This window comes from Streptomyces sp. NBC_00620, from assembly GCF_026341825.1.
In the GTDB taxonomy this organism is placed as follows: Bacteria; Actinomycetota; Actinomycetes; order Streptomycetales; family Streptomycetaceae; genus Streptomyces.
In genome coordinates this window covers 2534392-2553588 of sequence record NZ_JAPENY010000003.1, presented here as the reverse complement: position 1 = coordinate 2553588, position 19197 = coordinate 2534392, and the positions used below count along the sequence as shown (strand labels likewise).

Genomic DNA, 19197 nt, shown 5'->3' with positions numbered 1-19197 from the left:
TACGTCCAAGGGGTCGGAGCAGTCTGCTCCGGCCCCTTCGGCGAACCACCGGTAACGCTTGGAAACCGGCGTTGTCCATCCCGTCCAGCCACGGACGGGTGATCCTTCCGCAGAGGCGTAAGGCGGCCCGTTCGGCGCCACTACACTGCTGCACATCATTAACGCGTCAGGCCCACAGCGTCGTGCGTCTTCCACGCGGCTAGCTAAGCGACACCGGGGAAATGCAGGTGCGTTCCCAAGGCCGTTTACCACCCTCCACCGCATGCGGCCGTCGGGACGGCCGTCCGCATTGGACCTGTGAGGACTCACGTGAGCACTGCGTCATCCAAGCCCGTCGTACTCATCGCTGAAGAGCTGTCGCCCGCGACCGTCGACGCCCTGGGCCCCGACTTCGAGATCCGGCACTGCAACGGCGCGGACCGCGCCGAGCTGCTGCCCGCGATCGCCGATGTCGACGCGATCCTGATCCGCTCGGCCACCAAGGTCGACGCCGAGGCCGTCGCGGCCGCGAAGAAGCTGAAGGTCGTCGCACGAGCCGGCGTCGGCCTGGACAACGTGGACGTGTCCGCCGCCACCAAGGCCGGCGTGATGGTCGTCAACGCCCCCACCTCGAACATCGTGACCGCCGCCGAGCTCGCCTGCGGTCTGCTTCTCGCCACCGCACGCCACATTCCGCAGGCCAACACGGCGCTGAAGAACGGCGAGTGGAAGCGCAGCAAGTACACCGGCGTCGAGCTCGCCGAGAAGACCCTCGGTGTCGTCGGCCTCGGCCGTATCGGCGCGCTGGTCGCGCAGCGCATGTCGGCGTTCGGGATGAAGGTCGTCGCGTACGACCCCTACATCCAGCCCGCGCGGGCCGCGCAGATGGGCGTGAAGGTCCTTTCCCTCGACGAGCTGCTCGAGGTCTCGGACTTCATCACCGTGCACCTTCCCAAGACGCCTGAGACCCTCGGTCTCATCGGCGACGAGGCGCTGCACAAGGTCAAGCCGTCGGTCCGGATCGTCAACGCCGCGCGTGGCGGGATCGTCGACGAGGAGGCGCTGTACTCGGCGCTCAAGGAAGGCCGCGTCGCCGGCGCCGGCCTCGACGTGTACTCGAAGGAGCCCTGCACGGACTCCCCGCTCTTCGAGCTCGACGAGGTCGTCTGCACCCCGCACCTCGGCGCATCCACGGACGAGGCGCAGGAGAAGGCCGGTGTCTCCGTCGCCCGCTCGGTGCGCCTCGCGCTCGCCGGTGAGCTGGTCCCGGACGCGGTGAACGTCCAGGGCGGCGTCATCGCCGAGGACGTCAAGCCGGGCCTGCCGCTCGCCGAGAACCTCGGTCGCATCTTCACCGCGCTCGCGGGCGAGGTCGCGGTCCGTCTCGACGTCGAGGTGTACGGCGAGATCACCCAGCACGACGTCAAGGTGCTCGAACTCAGCGCCCTGAAGGGTGTGTTCGAGGACGTCGTCGACGAGACCGTCTCGTACGTCAACGCCCCGCTGTTCGCGCAGGAGCGCGGCGTCGAGGTCCGGCTGACCACAAGCTCGGAGTCCCCGGACCACCGCAATGTCGTCACCGTGCGCGGCACGCTCAGCGACGGCCAGGAGGTCTCGGTCTCCGGCACGCTCGCGGGCCCGAAGCACCTGCAGAAGATCGTCGCCGTCGGTGAGTACGACGTGGACCTGGCGCTCGCCGACCACATGGTCGTGCTCGGCTACGAGGACCGTCCCGGCGTAGTCGGCACCGTCGGCCGGATCTTCGGCGAGGCGGGCATCAACATCGCCGGTATGCAGGTCGCGCGTGCGGCCGCGGGCGGCGAGGCCCTCGCGGTCCTCACCGTCGACGACACGGTCCCGCAGAACGTCCTCACGGAGGTGGCCGACGAGATCGGCGCGACGTCGGCACGGTCGGTCAACCTCGTCTGAGGTCGGTCGCACAGGACATTTGAGGGCCGGGTCACCTTCGGGTGGCCCGGCCCTTCGTCGTACGACGTACTACGTGGCGGTCGTCTCCGGCACGATCAGGCCCTCCCGATACGCGATCGCCACCGCCTCCGTGCGGCCGGCCGCGCCCAGTTTGGCGAGGATGTTCGAGACATGGACGCTTGCCGTCTTGCCGCTGATGAACAGCTCCTCGCCGATCTGGCGGTTGGTGCGGCCCAGGGCGAGGAGGCGCAGGACGTCGCTCTCGCGGGCTGTCAGTACGGCGATGCGGTCGGCGGCTGACGGTGATTCGGCGAGGCGGCCGCGCCGGATGAGGGTGTCGAGGTCTTCGCGCAGCGGTACGGCACCGAGCCGGACGGCCGCGTCGCGGGCCGCGCGCGCGTGCTCGGCGGCCTCCTCGCGGCGGTCCGCCGACAGCAGGGCCTCGGCGAGGCGCCGCTCGCAGCGGGCCAGTTCGTACGGGTCGCCGTACCCGAACGCGGCGACGGCCTTCTCCCACGCCGTGACGTCGGGACCGGAGTGCGCGCGCAGCCACTCCGCCTCGGCGCGGGCCAGCCAGGCCAGCCCCTCCGGGCCCTGCTGGGAGCCGTCCTCACCCTTGGCCGCCGTGGTCCTCGCCACCTCCACCAGCTCGGTGGCGGTGTCGGTCCAGCGGCGGGCCCCCTCCCCGTCGCCCGTGAGGCGCCGCTCGACGGCCGCGTCCGCGACGGCGGACAGGGCCAGCGCGGCGAGCCGCACACCGATGTCGGGCCGCCCGGAACCCGAGCCGTCGGCGAGCCTGACGAGGTTGCCGCGCACGCACTCGACGGCACCCTCGGCATCACCCCGCAGGGCTGCGTCATCGGTCAGCACGATGCCCGCGACGAGGGTGGCCATCCAGTCGAACGGCCCGTCGAGGAGGGCGCGGGCACGGTCGGCGGCGTGCTCCTCGCCCCGGGCCACGGCGACGTACAGCGCGGGACCGATCGCGAACCCGCCCGCCGCGGGCAGCCGTTCGGCGTCGGCGGCGGCCGCTCGGGCGCACTCGTCCCAGCGGCCCAGGGTGTAGAGGACCAGCGACTGGAGGTAGCGCAGCTCCAGGGCGTACGGCGCGGAGACGAGCCCGGAGCGGTTCGCGCGCTCCAGTCCCTCGGAGAGCCAGGTGAGGCACTCGTCCAGGTCCCCGGACTCGTAGCAGCCGATGGCGAGGTTGAAGTGCGCGCGCATCTCGATCGTGACGTGCCCCGCGGTCCGGGCGAGGTCCCGCGCCAGGCGAAGCCGGGCGCGGCCCTCGGGGGTGCGCCGGTTGTGTCCTTCCAGGCCGACCATGGAGATGATCAAGTCGGCCTGCGCGTCGGGCACTTGCAGCTCCTCGGCGATGTGCAGCGCCTGGCGGCCGACGCGCTCGGCGTCCTCGTCATGCCCCATGTACCGCGCCGCCATGACGTGGGTGGCCGCGGCCCACACCCAGGTGCGCGACGGCGGCTCGGCGGGGATCATGGCGAGCGCCTCGCTGCTGTACGTGAACGCGGCCTTCAGGCTGTCGACACGCATGAGGTTGCCCGCGAGGGTGTAGCGGACACGGGCGGCGAGTTCGGAATCCGCGTCCGATCCGGCTCTGGCGAGGGCGGAGCGGGTGAGGGAGACCGCCCGGTGCGTCTCGCCGGCGTGTGCCGCGGCCGCGGAGGCGCGCAGGGTGAGGGTCACCGGGTCGGCACCGTCCTCGGGGCGGGCGGCGGAGTCCACCGCGGGCCACAGTTCGAGCGCGGTCTCCAGATGGCGCAGTTCCTCGGCGGGGGCGCCGACCCGCTGGGCGTGGTCGGCGGCCTCCAGCGAGGCCGTGAGCGCGTCGGCGAGGTCGTGGCTCTCCCGCGAGTGATGGGCACGCTCCGCCGCGCTCTTGGCCGAATGGCCGTGCCCGGCAAGGAGTTTGGCGAACCTACGGTGCAGCCGGACCCGCTCCCCGGGCAGCAGATCGGCATACACCGCCTCGCGGGTCAGCGCGTGCCGGAAGGAGTACGTGGCGTCCTCACCGGGGACCAGGAGCTGCCTGCCGACGGCCTCGCGCAGCGCCGACTCCAGCTCGTCCTCCGGCAGCTGTACGGCGTCACGCAGCAGGTCGTGCTCGACGCGGCGCCCGGCGACGGCTGCCGTGCGCAGCACCTGCTGTGCTGTGTCCGACAGTTGCTCGATGCGGATGAGGAGTACGTCGGCCAGCCCGCTCGGCATGGCGCCGGACGCCGGGCCGGTGTCGCCGGGGAGTGTGTCGGCGGTGGCGGCGAGCAGTTCCTCCGCGTAGAAGGCGTTGCCCTCGGCGCGGTCGACGATACGGCGGACGGTCGTGTCGGACACGGCGCCCGTGCGCAACCCCCGTACGAGCCGGGCTACCTCCGCGTCGGCCATCGGGCGCAGTTCCAGCCGGTCGACCGCGGGCAGCCGGACCAGCTCGGCGAGCAGGGGGCGCAGGGGGTGGCGGCGGTGCAGGTCGTCCGCGCGGTACGAGGCGAAGATCGCCAGGGGGTGCGGCGGGGTGCCGGAGGCCGGGCTCTGGAGGAGGCCGCGGCTGAGCAGGAAGCGCAGCAGGTCGCGGGAGGACTGGTCCGCCCAGTGGAGGTCTTCGAGGACCAGGAGGAGCGGGGTGATGTCGGCGACGTCGGAGAGCAGGGAGGCCATGCCCTCGAAGAGGCGGAGGCGGTTTCCGGTGTCCGGGGTGCTGTCGCCGGTGCCCAGCAGGGGGTTTACCGCGGGGTGCGTGGCGAGGGCGGTGGTGAACCGGTCGTCCGTGGCGAGTACGCCGAGGATCTCCGTGAACGGGAGGTAGGGGAGGCCCACGTCGCCGAGGTCCACGCAGTGGCCGGTGAGGACGGTCATGCCGGTGTTCGCGGCGTGGGTGGCGGCTTCCGTCAGCGTGCGGGTTTTGCCGACGCCTGCGTCGCCCGCCACCAGTACTGCGTGGGGGTCGCCCTCCTTGGCGCGGGTCAGCACGCTTGTGAGCCGGGCGAGTTCGTCTGCCCGGCCGATGAACGGCGTACCGAATGTCTGTGCCACGAGGACCATCCTGGCACGGGCCACTGACATGGGGCCGTCGACTTTTTTCGCCCCCTCCGCCCCTACCCGTCCCGTTCCTGGGGGCTGCCGCCCCCAGACCCCCGCATCGCGCTGACGCGCTCGTCCTCAAACGCCGGACGGGCTGAAAGATCTCTCCCCGGCCGGGACTGAAAGATCTGCCGCGGGGGCGAAAGATTTCAGTCCCGGCCGGGGAAAGATTCAGCCCCTCCGGCGTTTGAGGAGCGGGGTCTGGGGCGGAGCCCCAGGGGCAAGGGACGGGTAGGGGCGGAGGGGGCGAAAAAGCCCACCCCCAGCCCCCGACCGCCCGCACCGTCACACCAGCGACGTCTCGCACTCCGCCGTCTCGGCCTCCCGTACCCGCACCTTCCGGAGCGTCGCCGCAGCCAGCGCCGCCGCCCCGAGCAGCAGGACCGCGCCCGCGATCGCAGCCCCCTGCATACCGCTGGTGAACGCCTCCCGGGCGGCGACCGTCAGGGCCTGGCCGGCGTCGCCAGGTAGTTGCTGGGCGACCGCCAGTGCGCCGCCGAGGGTCTCGTGGGCCGCGGCCGGTGCGTCCGAGGGGATCTCGTTGCGGTAGACGGCGGTGCCGATGGAGCCCAGGACGGCCATGCCCAGGGCGCCGCCGAACTCCGTGCCCGTTTCCAGGAGGGAGGAGGCGGCGCCCGCGTTGGCGACGGGGACGGTGCCCAGGGCGAGGTCCATCATCTGGGACATCACGGTGACGATTCCGGAGGCGAGGACGCCGGCGCCGGCGAGCACCAGCCACATCGAGTCGGTCCCGGCGAGGGCCAGCAGACCATAGCCGCACGCGGCGACGACGAAGCCCGCGGTGACGACGTACGCACGGTTGACGCCCTTCTGCACGAGCTGGGTGGTGACCGGCGCCGCGACGCCGATGAGTACGGAGGGGAGCAGCGCCCAGAGCGCGGCCTCCAGCGCGCTCTTGCCGAGCACCGACTGGATGTACTGGGTCGTGAAGTACGCCGAACCCATCATCCCGAACGCCGAGATGAGGTTGAGGACGACCGCGGGTGTGAATCCGTGGCCGCGGAACAGGGCGGGCGAGATCAGCGGGGACTTCGCGGTGCGCTGGCGCTGTACGAAGAGGTAGGCGAAGAAGAGGCCGACGGTGACCGAGAGGACGTACTCGGGGTGCCAGCCCTCGGCCGTGAGCTCCTTCAGGCCGAAGATCACGGGCAGTACGGCGGCCATCGAGAGCGGGACGCTGAGGAGGTCGAAGCGGCCGGGCTCAGGGTTCCTGGACTCAGGGAGCAGGATCGGGCCGAGTACCAGCAGCAGCGCCATCGCGGGCAGGTTGACCAGGAAGACCGAGCCCCACCAGAAGTACTCGACGAGGACGCCGCTCATCACCGAGCCGAGGGCGACGCCGCCGGTCATGACGCCGGACCACAGGCCGACCGCCTTCGCGCGCTGCCCGGCGTCCGTGAACATCGTGCGGACCAGCGCCATCGTCGACGGCATCAGCGTCGCGCCGCCGATGCCGAGCACCGCGCGGGCCGCGATCAGGGTCTCGGCGCTGTTGGCATAGGCGGCGACCAGCGAGGCCGTGCCGAAGGCGGCGGCGCCGAAGAGGAGGAGCTTGCGGCTGCCGATGCGGTCGCCCAGCGAGCCCATCGTCATCAGGAGGCCCGCGAGCACGAACGCGTAGATGTCGAAGATCCAGAGTTGCTGGGTGCCGCTCGGCTCCAGGTCCGCGCTGATCGAGGGGATCGCGAAGTAGAGGACGGAGACGTCCATGGAGACCAGGAGCAGCGGAAGCATCAGGACGCCGAGGGCGGTCCATTCGCGGCGGCCCGCACGGGCGGCGGGCGTGTTCGTCGAGCTCGTCGGGTTCTGCTGGTTCGTCATGAGAGGGACTGTACGAGCGTCTTAAACGCTTGTCTAGTACGAATGTGTAAGACGTAGGTATGGGACGGTTGTCTGGATCGGGGGTACGCTGGCGCCCATGGGACACCGTGAGGATCTGCTCGAAGGCGCCAAGCGCTGCCTGCTGGAGAAGGGGTTCGTGCGTACGACGGCGCGCGACATCGTGAAGGAGTCGGGGACGAATCTCGCCTCGATCGGCTACCACTACGGATCGAAGGACAAGCTCCTCGCGGACGCGTACGTCTCCCTGGTGGAGGACCTGTCCGGTGCCTTCGACCCCGGCGCGGGCGTCAGCAAGGGTGCCGCGCCGGGCTCTCTCGAGCGGTTCCAGGAGGTCTGGTCGAACATCATCCACACGATGCGGGCGCCCGGCTCGCTGTGGCACCTCAGCATGGAGATCGTGGTCATGGGCGACAAACTCCCCGAGGTCCGCGACCACTTGGCGCGGGCGCAGCGCGAGGCCGGCCGCGGGATCATCCCGCTGCTCATGGGGGGCCGTGAGGAGGACGTCACCGACGACGACATCGACTCGGTCGGCATGTTCTACAACACCCTGATGACCGGGCTCATCGCCCAGTGGACCTTCGACCCCGCGACGGCGCCGGACGCCGACCAGCTGACCGAGGGGCTGCGCCGCGTCATGGAGGCGGCGGCGCGGCACGCGGACTGAGCCGCTGCCCCGTGTTCAGCCGGCGACGGCGGCGAGGTCCCGCCACGCGGCCTCGGGCAGGTCGCCGGCGACCCAGTGTGCGGCGGACGTGACCTCGGCGGGGGAGCGGAAGCCCGCCACCACGCCGGCCACGACGGGGTCCCGGAGAGGGAAGCGGACGGCTGCGTGGGGGAGGACCGTGCCGTGCCGGGCGCAGACCTCCGCGAGGCGCCGGGCGCGGAGCAGCATCGCTTCGGGGGCGGGGCCGTAGTCGAAGAAGGCGTCGTCGGGCGGGCGGGGTCTGCTGAGCAGACCGGAGTTGAACGGTGCCGCCGCGACCACCGAGACGCCTCGCCCGGCACACGCGTCAAGGAGCGGGCGGGCGGTGCGGTCGGCCAGCGTCCAACGGCCCGCCACCATCACGGCGTCCACATCCGCTTCGGCGACGACCCGCAGCAGCGGCGCGACGGCGTTCATGCCGACGCCGATCGCGCCGATGACGCCTTGGTCGCGCAGGGCCGCCAGTGCGGGGAGCGCCTCGGTGACGGCGGTGTCCAAGTGGGCGTCGGGGTCATGGACGTACACGATGTCCACCCGGTCGAGGCCCAGCCGGGTCAGGCTGCCCTCCAGGCTCCGGAGTACGCCGTCGCGCGAGTAGTCGGGGCGGCGGACCAGGGTGTCCGGTACGGCGAAGCCCCCCGCGGCCAGGTCGGAGCCGGTGGGCGCGGGGTGGGGTTCCAGCAGGCGGCCGACCTTGGTGGAGACGGTGAACTCCGCGCGCGGCCGGTGGGCGAGGGCCGCGCCGAGCCGGCGTTCGGACAGGCCGAGGCCGTAGTGCGGGGCCGTGTCGTAGTAGCGCACACCGGCGTCCCAGGCGGCATCGACCGTGGCCAGCGCCTGGTTCTCGTCGAGCGGGGTGTAGAGGTTGCCGATGGGGGCGGCGCCGAAGCCCAGCGGGCTGACGCGGACCTTCGTACGGCCGAGTCGGCGGTCGGTCATGCGGGGATCTCCGTCTCGTAGCTCTCGGTGCTCTCCGTGTTCTCGGTCGAGCAGTGCTCTCAGTCGAGGTGGAAGATCTCCTCGGCCGGGGCCCACAACTCGCCCTCGGCCGTGCTGTCCAGGGGTTGCTGGCACGGGTCGGTCAGCGTCCACCACTCGCGGGTGACCGGGTCGGCGGCGATCAGTGCGGTGTCGGCGGGGTAGTCCGTCCCCGTGTATTCCAGGTAGCTGAACAGCAGGCCGTCCCGGACGAAGATCGAGTAGTTGCCGATGTTGGCCCGCTTGAGGGTCGCGAGCACGCCCGGCCAGGCGGCGGCGTGCAGTGCCCGGTACTCCGACTCTTTCTCGGGCCGCAGTCGGACCACGGCGGCGAAGCGCTGCATCTTGCTCCAGAAGTCGGAGGGCGTGCGGGTGAAGGATCTGCTTCATCCGGCATGCAGGACCTTAAGGATCTGATTCCTTGTACGCAATAGCTCCGACGGGATGCACCAATTGGCATGTTAAGTAAGGGTTTTAGAAGCGGATTGAGCAATCTTGCGTCCCACTCTTCTCAACACGTAACACCGGTGTCATAGTTGCCCTCACCGATGAACCTGATTAATCCGAGTGTGTACGAGGGGGACAACGCAGTGGGAGCTCCAACGCAGGTGCCCGGCGAGGGGAATGACGACGCGTCAGGCCGCTACCGGCCCGGTTACGAACTGGTCGCCGAGCAGCTGCTCAACTACATCGCCGAGCAGAACCTGCGGTCCGGGGACCGGCTGCCCACCGAACAGGGCCTGGCCGAGATCCTGGGCGCCACCCGCAACGTCACCCGCGAGGCGGTGAAGGTCCTGGCCGCCATCGGCCGGCTCAGCGTGCGGCGCGGCGCGGGAATCTTCGTCGCCGACTCGGCCGGCGGGCTGGTGGACGACCACCTCTCGCACTTCCGGCCGACGAGCATGGAAGACGTCCTGATGCTCCTGGACTACCGGACGGTGATCGAGTCGGAGACGGCGCGCCGTGCCGCCTCCCTCGCCACACCGATCGAGGTCCGGACCATCCGGGAGTGCGCCGAGAAGTCGATGGTGGCGGCGAGGGCGGCCGACGGTTACGGCTTCGCCGAGGCCGACACCGCGTTCCACGACGCGGTGGGTGCCGCCTCGCACAACGTGTTCCTGAGGTCGAGCGTCGCCGGCGTACGGCGTCTGGCGTCACAGTCCGATGTCCTGCTGTTCCACGGTGACGCACCCGGGTCGCTGGTGGTCGCGGCGGAACAGCACATCGCCATTGCCGAGGCGGTCGCCGCGGGGGAGGCCGATCTCGCAGCGGAGCTGATGGTGGCGCACATCGCCACCACCCAGAGCCAGTTCGAACGAAAGATCCGCGACAGGCTGTTCAACCTGGACAGCCGCGGCGCCTCCGGTGCGCCGGCGCAGCCGCCGAGGAGTACCGGTGCCACGGATGAGCCGCGGTCCCCGAAGTCCTCCGCGTCGTAAACACCTGCGTCACGCCTTCACGGCTCGTGAACCAGGCGCACGCCCTCATAGGCACCCCGCCCTCACGAGCCACCCAACGCCGGAGGAACCCGGAGGACGACCGGGTCTCCCCAGATGCCACTTCATTCAGGCGATTGGATTTCCGTGTCTGCACCGTCTACTCGTGAACGCATACCCGTGCCGCTCCGCAGAGCGCTGGTAGCCGCAGTGTCCCTGGCCGTGGCCACGGCGCCGCTGGCCGCCGCGCCGGCCCAGGCCGCCTCGCCCAAGGGCCTGAACGTCTATGTCTCGCCGACCGGCAGGAACTCCGGATCCGGCACCTCCGCGCATCCGTTCAAGACGCTGGAATACGCGCGGGACTACGTCCGTGAGGCCAAGAAGAAGGTCTCCGGCGATGTCCACGTACTGCTGAAGTCCGGCACCTACCAGCTGAGCCGCACCTTCAGTCTCACCGCCCAGGACTCGGGCAAGGACGGGTCCCGGATCATCTATGAGGCCGCCCCCGGCGCGAACCCGGTGATCAGCGGAGGCAAGCAGATCACCGGCTGGACCCCGGCCGACTCCACGGGCAAGGTCTACAAGGCCAAGGTGGGCGACGACCTCGACACCCGCCAGCTGTACGTGAACGGGGAGTTGGCGACCCGGGCGCGCAGCACGAAGGACCCGGCCGGCTTCAGCAAGACGTCCACCGGCTACACCTTCACCGACAGTGCCATCAGCGCGTACAAGCAGCCCAAGGACCTTGAGGTCGTGAGCAGTTGGGGCTGGAAGCTGCAGCGTTGCGGTGTGGAGTCGATTTCCGGCAACACGATGACGATGGAGCAGCCCTGCTGGCACAACGCCCACCTGCAGCAGGGTCAGGAGATCCAGAACCCCACCTGGCTGGAGAACGCCCGCGAGCTGCTCGACACTCCGGGTGAGTGGTACCTCGACGGGAGCAAGGGCGAGGTCTACTACATGCCCAAGGAGGGCCAGAACCTGTCCACCGCGACCGTCACGGTTCCGGTCGTGCAGGACCTGGTCGACCTGAACGGCACCAGGGACAAGCCCGTCACCGACGTGTCCTTCGAGGGCATCACCTTCTCCTACTCCACCTGGCTCGCCCCCAGTTCGTCCGACGGCCTCATCGAGGGCCAGGCCGGCTTCCGGATGGTCGGCGAGGGCAACCCCGACTTCGACTCCACCCGGCTGAACTGGCAGAAGACGCCCGGCGCGGTCAACGTGAGCTACGGCCACGACGTCAGCTTCGAGGGCAACACCTTCACCCACCTCGGCGCGGTCGGGCTCAACCTCAACACCGGCACGCAGGGCACGGAGATCACGGGCAACGTGTTCCGTCAGATCGCCGCCACCGGCATCCAGATCGGCGGTGTCGAGGCGGGCGACGCGCATCCCGGCGACGACCGGGACATCACCAAGGACACCACGGTCGACAACAACGTTGTCACCAAGGCCGCCGACCAGTACAACGGCTCCGTCGGCATCCTCGCCGGGTACACCGCCAACACGCTGATCACCCATAACAAGGTCTACGACCTGCCCTACACCGGCATCTCGGTGGGCTGGGGCTGGGGTCTGACCGACGCGGGCGGCAACTCCGCCTACCCGAACAACGCCGGCGTCCCGGTCTGGGACACCCCGACCACCAGCCAGGACACCCGCGTCACCGACAACGAGATCAGCGACATCATGAAGTCGCAGGCCGACGGCGGAGCCGTCTACACCCTCAGCAACAACCCCGGCGGCACGGTCTCCGGCAACTACATCCACGGCGTCCCGGCACCGGCGTACGGAGCCGTCTACCACGACGAGGGCAGCCGGCACTGGGACAACACCGGCAACGCCATGTGCGACATCTCCTTCCAGTGGCTGCTGATGAACCACGCGGAGGAGAACACCGCCACCGCCAACTACACCAGCAACCCCGCCTACAGCGTCCAGTACCTGAGCAAGAACAACGACGTCAGCGGCAACATCACCGTCGACTCCTGCGCCCAGCTCCCGGCCTCCATCGTGAACAATGCCGGTCTCCAGCCGGCCTACCGCCACCTCGACCCGGGCCCGGTGGTCACCGACACCCAGGCGCCCACCGCACCCGGTACCCCGGCTGCGACCACCGACTTCCCGACGGTCGCGGACCTCAACTGGGCCGCGTCCACCGACAACACGGGCGTCACCGGCTACTCCGTCCACCGCGACGGCAAGCTCGTCAGCGCCACCGGCAAGACCTCGGTGCGGCTCTCCGGTCTGACCGCGGGCCAGACCTACACCTTCACGATCACGGCCCGAGACGCGGCCGGCAACGAGTCGGGTCCGAGCGCGGAACTGAAGGTCACCATGCCCTCCGGCAGCGACCTGGCGCTGAAGCAGCCGGTCACCGCCTCCTCCGAGTCGGAGGAGAACTTCCCCGAGAAGGCGGTGGACGGCGATCTGTCGACCCGCTGGGCACAGGGCCTGGGGCTGCCCGACCCGTCCTGGATCCAGGTGGACCTGGGTGCCTCGTACGACGTGACCGGTGCGATCACCACCTTCGAGAAGAGCAGCGGTTACAAGTACCGCGTCGAGGTGTCGCCGGACGAGGTCCACTGGCAGACGCTGGAGGACCACACCTCCGCGAACACCACCGCGTCGACCAACTACTCCCACACCGACGAGCCGGTCACCGGCCGCTTCGTGCGACTGACGGTCACTGGGACCAGCGGCAACGGCGGAAGCGTCTACGACTTCCAGGTGTACGGCGAGGCCACCGCGCCCAGTTCCGACCACACGGCGCCCACCGCCCCCGGACAGCCCGACGTCACGCCGCTGCTGCCCAGCGTGGTGGACCTCAGCTGGCCGGCCGCGACCGATGACACCGGTGTGACCAGCTACGTCGTCCACCAGGACGGCAAGCGGATCGCCGTCACCGGGGACACCACCCTGCGGGTGTCCGGCCTGACCCCGGAGAAGCAGTACTCCTTCACCGTCGTGGCCCGTGACGCCGTACTCAATGCCTCGGAGCCGAGTGAGGCGGCCGTCTTCACCACTCCGGCCGACAACAACCTGGCGCTGAACAAGCCGGTCACCGCGTCCTCGCAGTCGGAGCAGAACTTCCCCGAGAAGGCGGTGGACGGTGACCTGACCACCCGCTGGGCGCAGGGTCTCGGCCTGCCCGACCCGTCCTGGATCCAGGTGGACCTGGGCAAGGACACCAGCGTCTCCGGCGTGGTCACCACCTTCGAGCTGCCCCGCGGCTACAAGTACCGCCTGGAGTACTCGACCGACGGCACGACCTGGTCGACGCTCGACGACCACACCGCCGAGAACACCGTCTCGTCGGCCAACTACTCACTCCCCGACGAGCCCGTCACCGCCCGCTACCTGCGGCTGACGGTCACCGGATCCAGCTACAACGGCGGCTCGATCTACGAGATCCAGGTGTACGGCGAGTTCTGACCGCACGCCTCAACCCGGGCCGGCCCGCTCACACAGGAAACGAAAGCCACGATGAAGATCACCCATGTCGAAGTACACCGGATCGATGTTCCGGCGGCCGCCCCGCCCTTCAAATGGCGGGACGGACTGAGCGGAAGCGCTCCGGTGGGCGACGGCGCGGTCCTGCACATCGGCACCGACGAGGGAGCCGAAGGGGTGGCCCTGTTCGCCCGGCCTGGAGCCTTCATCACCCTGCGGGACCTGGTGGACCGGGTCCTGCGTGACGAACTCCTCGGAGCCGACCCGTTCCAGCGGGAATGGCTGTGGCACCGGGTGTGGGAGCTGGACCGTATCCACGAACTCCCGCTCCCCACCTTGGGCCTCGTCGACACCGCGCTGTGGGACCTGGCAGGCCGCTACCACGGCGAGCCGGTCTGGCGGCTGCTCGGCGGATTCCGGGAGGCGATCCCGGCGTACGCCTCCACCTCGACGTTCTCCAGCATCGCGGAGTTCCTCGACGTGGCGGACCAGTGCCTGGAACTGGGCTACGCCGGCATCAAGCTGCACGCCTGGGGCGACGCCCGACGTGACGCCGAACTGTGTCTGGCGCTTCGCGACCACGTCGGTCCGGCGGTCCCCCTCATGTACGACGGGTCGGCCGGGTTCGACCTGCCCGACGCGATCCGCCTGGGGCGGGCGCTCTCGGAAGCCGACTACCTCTGGTACGAGGAGCCGATGCGCGAGTTCAGCATCTCCGCGTACCAGGCGCTGGCGGCGGCCGTGGACATCCCGCTCCTGGTGGCCGAGACCTCCGACGGAGCCCATATGAACTCCGCGGACTTCATCAAGTCCGGTGCCGCCACCTTCGGTGTGCGGGCCGGCACCACCCTTCGGGGCGGTATCACCGGCGCCATGCGCACGGCACACCTCGCCGACGCCTACCGGCTGCGGGCCGAGGTGCACGGTTCGGACATCCCGAACCACCACCTGTGCATGGCCATCTCCAACACCACCTACTACGAGTCCCTGGTGACCGCGACGAAGGTCGTCCGCGAGCGCCATGTGGACGCACAGGGCCTGGTGCACGCCCCCACGGGGCCCGGCATAGCCCTCCCGCTCGACTTCGGCTACGGCCCCGAACTGCTGCCGTTCGTCGAGCAGCCGCGCTGACCGGACGGTGCCGGTCCGCCCGGACCGTCACCGCGACCGGCGCCCCCATCAGGCGCATCACCCGTCCCACGCAGGAAACCAGAAAGGCAAGACAATGTGGTCTTCCGGAACTCCGAGAGCGCGCAGCATGGTGCGCATCGCGGCCGCCGCGCTCTCCCTGGCCACGGCAGCGACACTGGCCGGCTGCGCCAGCGCCGACACCTCCACCGGCTCCTCGCCTTCCGCTTCGGCGTTCAAGCCGGCCACGCAGAAGGCGGGTTCGCAGATCACGGTGTGGGCCGACTCGACCCGGCTCCCGTCGGTGGAGGCGTACCAGAAGGCGAACCCGGACGTGAAGATGGACATCGTCACGTACGACGGAGGCGCCGACGGCTCCACCTATCTCCAGTCCAAGGTGCAGCTCTTCGACCGGACCGGCAGCGGCTGGCCCGACGTGGTGTTCGGCTCACCCACCGACGTGACCTGGGCCTCCGAGCCCACGACGTCCGGTGCGCAGCCCTTCGCGGCGCCCCTGGATTCCAGCCTCGTACCGAAGAGCACGCTGGACGGCTTCGCCAAGGGCTCGCTCACGCCCTGCGAGTTCGACGGCCACACCTACTGTCTGCGCAACGACATCGCGCAGGTCGTCCTCTGGTACAACAAGGACCTCATGGACAAGTGGGGTTACGAGGTCCCCACCACCTGGGAGCAGTACGAGGCCCTCGGCAAGCAGGTCGCCAAGGACCACCCCGGCTACCTCGTCGGCTCGGTCGGTGACACCAACTCCCATGAGTCGTACTTCTGGTCGGGCCAGTGCCCGGCGTTCCAGCTGACGAAGCCGGACACCTTGCGCAGCGACCTCCAGGACCCGAACTGCACGAAGATGGCCGGTCTCCTCGACGGGCTGATCGACGCCAAGGCCGTCACCACCAAGGGCTTCTTCAGCCAGGGCTTCGCCAAGGACAGCGGCAGCAAGGTCCTGATGGCGTACGGCCCCTCCTGGTACGGCCAGTACCTGTTCAAGACCGCGTTCGAGACCCCGGCCAAGCAGATAGCCGCGGCGCCCCCGCTGAAGTGGGACGGCGCGACCACGACCGCGACCGGCAACGTCGGCGGCGGCGTGTGGATGGTGTCCTCGCACAGCGCCAACCTCAAGGCGTCCACGGACCTGGTCACCTGGCTGACCACCTCCGACGAGAACCAGGCGGCCGCGCCCACCTACCCGGCCTACACCAAGGCCGCCGAAGCGTGGCTGGCCAACCCGGTCAACAGCGACTACTTCGCCAACGACGTGAGCGGGCCCTTCAAGGAGGCCGCGGGCGAGGTGTGGACCGGCTGGTCGAACACCAGGTTCTCGGACGCCACCGCCTGGTCGAGCGTCGTGCTGCCGGAGCTGACCGCGGGCAAGAGCCTCACCTCGACCCTGGAGGCCTGGCAGAAGGAGATCAGCAACGAGGCGAAGGCCGAGGGATACCAGGTGGTCAACCAATGACCTTGCTGGAGACCGAGCGCGCAGCCGTCTCCGCCCTCCGCCGCGGCACCGGGCCGCGGCGGAGGGGCCCCGGCCCCGCGGGCTACCTCTTCGTCGCCGGCTACGCGATCCTGCTGCTCGCCTTCGGGGTCTTCCCGACCGGCTACTCGTTCTACCTGGCACTCACCAACGACCAGGGCCAGTTCACCGGGCTCAACCAGTTCGTGAAGGTCGCCCAGGACTACCGCTTCGTCCCGGCCTTCACGCACATGCTGGTCTACCTGGTGATGTGGCTGGTGGTCCTCGTCGTCCTGGTGGTGCTGGTCGCGGTGGTGCTGCGCAGCAGGGTGCGGCCGGGTACGTCGGCGCTCTTCCGCTTCCTGTACTACATTCCCGGCGCCCTCGCCGGAGTCGCCAGCGTCCTGGTGTGGCTGTTCATGCTGGACCCGGACGTCAGCCCGGTGTCCTGGCTGCTCAACAGCATGGGCATGCACAGCTTCGCGGCCGTGCTCACGCCCGGCAACCTGCCGCTGATCCTCATGCTGATCGCCTTCTGGACCGGCGCCGGCGGCTGGATGGTCGTGATGTACGGGGCGCTCAACAACATCCCCGACGAGGTGCTGGAAGCCGCCCGCATGGACGGCGCGGGGCCCTGGCGCACCGCCTGGCACATCCAGATCCCGATGATCCGGCAGTGGATCGTCTACATGACGATCATGGCGTTCGCGACCGGTACCCAGCTGTTCGTCGAGCCCCAGCTGCTCCAGACCGCCAGCCTCGGCCGGGTGAGCCCCACCTGGTCGCCCAACCAGCTGGCCTACGTCTACGCCTTCCAGCAGGGCGACTTCAACGGCGCCGCCGCCATCTCCGTCTTCCTGCTGGCGCTGGGACTCGTGGCCGCCGGACTGCTGGTCGCCCGCTCGAACCTGTTCAAGTTGGATGAGAAATGACGCAATCCACGCTCTCCTCGACAACGACGGCAACTGTGGCGGCGACCGGGACGACTGCGGCGGCGGGCCGGCGCCTTCAGCCCTCCCGGGTCGTCTCCTTCCTGATCGTGGGCCTCCTGCTCGCCCTGCTGCTTGTGTTCTTCGTGCTGCCGGTGATCTGGCTGCTGCTCGCGCCCTCGAAGACCGCCGGACAGGTGGTGCAGGACAACCCGCTCTCCTTCGGGTCGTTCCAGCAGATCGGCGACGCCTGGCAGCACCTGTTCGCCTTCCAGGACGGCGCGATGGTCACCTGGCTGCGCAACTCGGCGGTCTACTCGGGGGGTTCGCTGATCCTGACGCTGGCCGTCAGCATCCCGGCCGGTTACGCGCTTGCCCTGACGAACTTCCGGGGACGCAAGACGCTGCTGACCATCACCCTGGTCACGATGATCATGCCGCAGGCCACCCTGGTGCTGCCGATCTTCCTGGAGCTCAACAAGTTCCAGCTGATCGGCACCGTCTGGTCGGTGATCCTGCCCTTCTCCTTCTACCCGTTCGGCGTGTACCTGGTCTACATCTACTTCGGCAGCAGCCTGCCCAGGGACCTGCTGTCGGCCGCGCGGATCGACGGCTGCAACGAGTGGCAGCTCTTCACCCGCATCGCGCTGCCGCTGGCGAAGCCGGTGGTCGGACTGGTCGCGTTCTTCAGCTTCGTGGGCAACTGGAACAACTTCTTCCTGCCCTACCTCGTCCTGCCGAAGAGCGAGCAGTTCCCGATCCAGGTGGGCCTGAACCAACTGCTCACCTCCACCCCGTCGTTCAACCCGGTGGCGGGCGCCGGTCTGAACATCACCATCCCGGAACTGGCCCTGGCGATCGTCGTCGCCATCCTGCCCGTCCTGGTCCTCTTCCTCTTCTCACAGCGCACGCTGGTCTCCGGGATGCTCGCCGGCGCGACCAAGGAATGAGCGCCTCCTCGCTCCGATTTCGAGCCGGGGCAGGTCAGCGTCCCCGCCCCTGGGGGAACTGCCCGAGGTGAACCGCGCGGTGGACGACCACCGCCAGGTCCCGCATGTCCTCCGTGAAGGCGTCGACGCGGATCCGACGTCCGCTGTGCAGCCGGATCTCGCACGTGGAGCCCATGCCGCGCGCATCGGCGAGCGGCCGGCCGTCACCGCCGGCGGTGCTCACCTGCGCGACGTCCCCCCAGGGGATCACCGTGGCAGTGCCCGCCACCCGGTGGGTGAACCCCCGCTCATGGATGTCGAAGCACTGCTCCCGGGTCCGGAACGCCTGCACCAGACGCCAGATCCCCAGGCCCCACCCCGTCAGGCCGACCCCGAGCAGCAGCCCCGCCACCCCCGGGGCCCCCTCGGTGGTGCCCACCGACGCGATCGCCACCGGCACCCCGAAGGCGGTGCCCACCGCCCCGACCGACAGCCAGACACCCGCCTGTCGCAGGCGCCGCGCACCATCGGTACGGTGCTCCCGCACGAATCTCCCGAGCTGCTTGGCCGCCTCCGTACGCCTCATTGGACCCCCTCCAATGTCGTGGACATCCCAAACTATGCCTGCCTTCACCGGTGGGGAAGCTGCGGATCCCGGAGCTGTAGGGTCCGCGACTTCGTAAGCACAGGCTCCTGCGGAAACGCCGGAATCCGGGCGTAGTGAGCACTGGTGGCTGCAGCGGAACGTGAGCAATCGGCGGTTCCTCCTCGGTCAAGCCGGTGACGGCCTGTGAGGTAGCCATGGTCTTGGGGATCCCTGGCTTCGATAACCGGGTTGACCGCTATGCAGAGAGCTGGCCGGCTCGTTCGCGGGCCAGCTGTGCTTTGGTAGAGCCGTGCCTCTCATGCGGCTCGGCTGCTATGGCAGCCCCCCGACCTCCCGAAAGGACAGGCCCCGATAGGGGGAGCCCACCCTAGGATGCGCGCCCGGGGGCGTACGCCTGGAGCGATTATCCCGTCCTCAATGCGCCGCTGACAGTTCGCCACCTCAACGAATAGCGTCACGGTGTGCTGTCGGCTGGGGGGTCTGTCAAGTGGCTCGATTCGAGAAGTCCTGCAGCTGAGTGACGGTACGCCGACGTGTAGCACAGGGGGAGTTGTGAGCGGCAACCAACGTCGACGACAGTCTGAAGGCAACCCAAGACCGGGAGGCCGGCCCGACAATCGGCGCACGGCCGGGCAGTTGAGAGAGCGAGCGGCTCGGGAGTTCACCGCCGCAGGGGAGCGCGGGCTGGCTGGT

General features: G+C 69.6%; 13 protein-coding genes. 8 read left to right on the top strand and 5 right to left on the bottom strand.

The annotated features are described in order from the left end of the window. Nucleotides 1-309 precede the first annotated feature (309 nt). Nucleotides 310-1908 carry a phosphoglycerate dehydrogenase gene (serA, locus tag OG246_RS42270; RefSeq protein ID WP_266474761.1) on the top strand — a complete coding sequence of 533 codons (1599 nt, stop codon included), beginning with the start codon at nucleotides 310-312 and terminating at the stop codon, nucleotides 1906-1908. Nucleotides 1909-1977: 69 nt separating this feature from the next. On the opposite strand, the gene OG246_RS42265 is transcribed toward serA, so the two are convergent. Next, nucleotides 1978-4962, bottom strand: a complete 2985-nt coding sequence (locus OG246_RS42265; RefSeq protein ID WP_266475071.1) for an AAA family ATPase — start codon at nucleotides 4960-4962, stop codon at nucleotides 1978-1980. A gap of 324 nt (nucleotides 4963-5286) precedes the next feature. After that, the gene (locus OG246_RS42260; RefSeq protein ID WP_266474760.1) at nucleotides 5287-6843 is read right to left on the bottom strand and encodes an MFS transporter; all 1557 of its coding nucleotides are present in this window, start codon (nucleotides 6841-6843) and stop codon (nucleotides 5287-5289) included. Nucleotides 6844-6940: 97 nt separating this feature from the next. Between OG246_RS42260 and OG246_RS42255 the strand changes: the two genes are divergently transcribed. After that, nucleotides 6941-7531, top strand: coding sequence for a TetR/AcrR family transcriptional regulator (locus tag OG246_RS42255; RefSeq protein WP_266474759.1), 591 nt, complete (start codon nucleotides 6941-6943; stop codon nucleotides 7529-7531). A gap of 15 nt (nucleotides 7532-7546) precedes the next feature. On the opposite strand, the gene OG246_RS42250 is transcribed toward OG246_RS42255, so the two are convergent. Next, nucleotides 7547-8509, bottom strand: a complete 963-nt coding sequence (locus tag OG246_RS42250; RefSeq protein ID WP_266474758.1) for an aldo/keto reductase — start codon at nucleotides 8507-8509, stop codon at nucleotides 7547-7549. Between the two features lie 59 nt (nucleotides 8510-8568). Then, on the bottom strand, nucleotides 8569-8892 hold the full coding sequence (locus tag OG246_RS42245) for an L-rhamnose mutarotase (RefSeq protein ID WP_266474757.1): 324 nt from the start codon (nucleotides 8890-8892) through the stop codon (nucleotides 8569-8571). A gap of 246 nt (nucleotides 8893-9138) precedes the next feature. Here OG246_RS42245 and OG246_RS42240 point away from each other — a divergent pair, with 246 nt between their 5' ends. From OG246_RS42240 to OG246_RS42215, 6 genes are all read left to right on the top strand, one after another. After that, on the top strand, nucleotides 9139-9987 hold the full coding sequence (locus OG246_RS42240; RefSeq protein ID WP_266474756.1) for a FadR/GntR family transcriptional regulator: 849 nt from the start codon (nucleotides 9139-9141) through the stop codon (nucleotides 9985-9987). 114 nt (nucleotides 9988-10101) lie between these two features. Continuing rightward, the gene (locus OG246_RS42235; RefSeq protein WP_266474755.1) at nucleotides 10102-13422 is read left to right on the top strand and encodes a discoidin domain-containing protein; all 3321 of its coding nucleotides are present in this window, start codon (nucleotides 10102-10104) and stop codon (nucleotides 13420-13422) included. A gap of 51 nt (nucleotides 13423-13473) precedes the next feature. Beyond that, complete coding sequence (locus tag OG246_RS42230) at nucleotides 13474-14571, top strand: enolase C-terminal domain-like protein (protein ID WP_266474754.1); 1098 nt, start codon at nucleotides 13474-13476, stop codon at nucleotides 14569-14571. A gap of 94 nt (nucleotides 14572-14665) precedes the next feature. Beyond that, nucleotides 14666-16042 (top strand): extracellular solute-binding protein, encoded by a 1377-nt coding sequence (locus tag OG246_RS42225; RefSeq protein WP_323178375.1) that lies wholly within the window; start codon nucleotides 14666-14668, stop codon nucleotides 16040-16042. After that, a complete protein-coding gene (locus tag OG246_RS42220; RefSeq protein ID WP_266474751.1) occupies nucleotides 16039-16971 on the top strand; it encodes a carbohydrate ABC transporter permease in 933 nt (310 codons plus the stop codon). Before OG246_RS42225 ends, OG246_RS42220 begins: the two co-directional genes overlap by 4 nt. Continuing rightward, nucleotides 16968-17918 (top strand): carbohydrate ABC transporter permease, encoded by a 951-nt coding sequence (locus OG246_RS42215; protein ID WP_266474750.1) that lies wholly within the window; start codon nucleotides 16968-16970, stop codon nucleotides 17916-17918. The genes OG246_RS42220 and OG246_RS42215 overlap by 4 nt, the downstream gene beginning before the upstream one ends. A 34-nt stretch (nucleotides 17919-17952) precedes the next feature. Here OG246_RS42215 and OG246_RS42210 read toward each other — a convergent pair whose 3' ends face one another. Beyond that, nucleotides 17953-18483 (bottom strand): hypothetical protein, encoded by a 531-nt coding sequence (locus tag OG246_RS42210; RefSeq protein WP_266474748.1) that lies wholly within the window; start codon nucleotides 18481-18483, stop codon nucleotides 17953-17955. Between the last annotated feature and the right edge of the window lie 714 nt (nucleotides 18484-19197).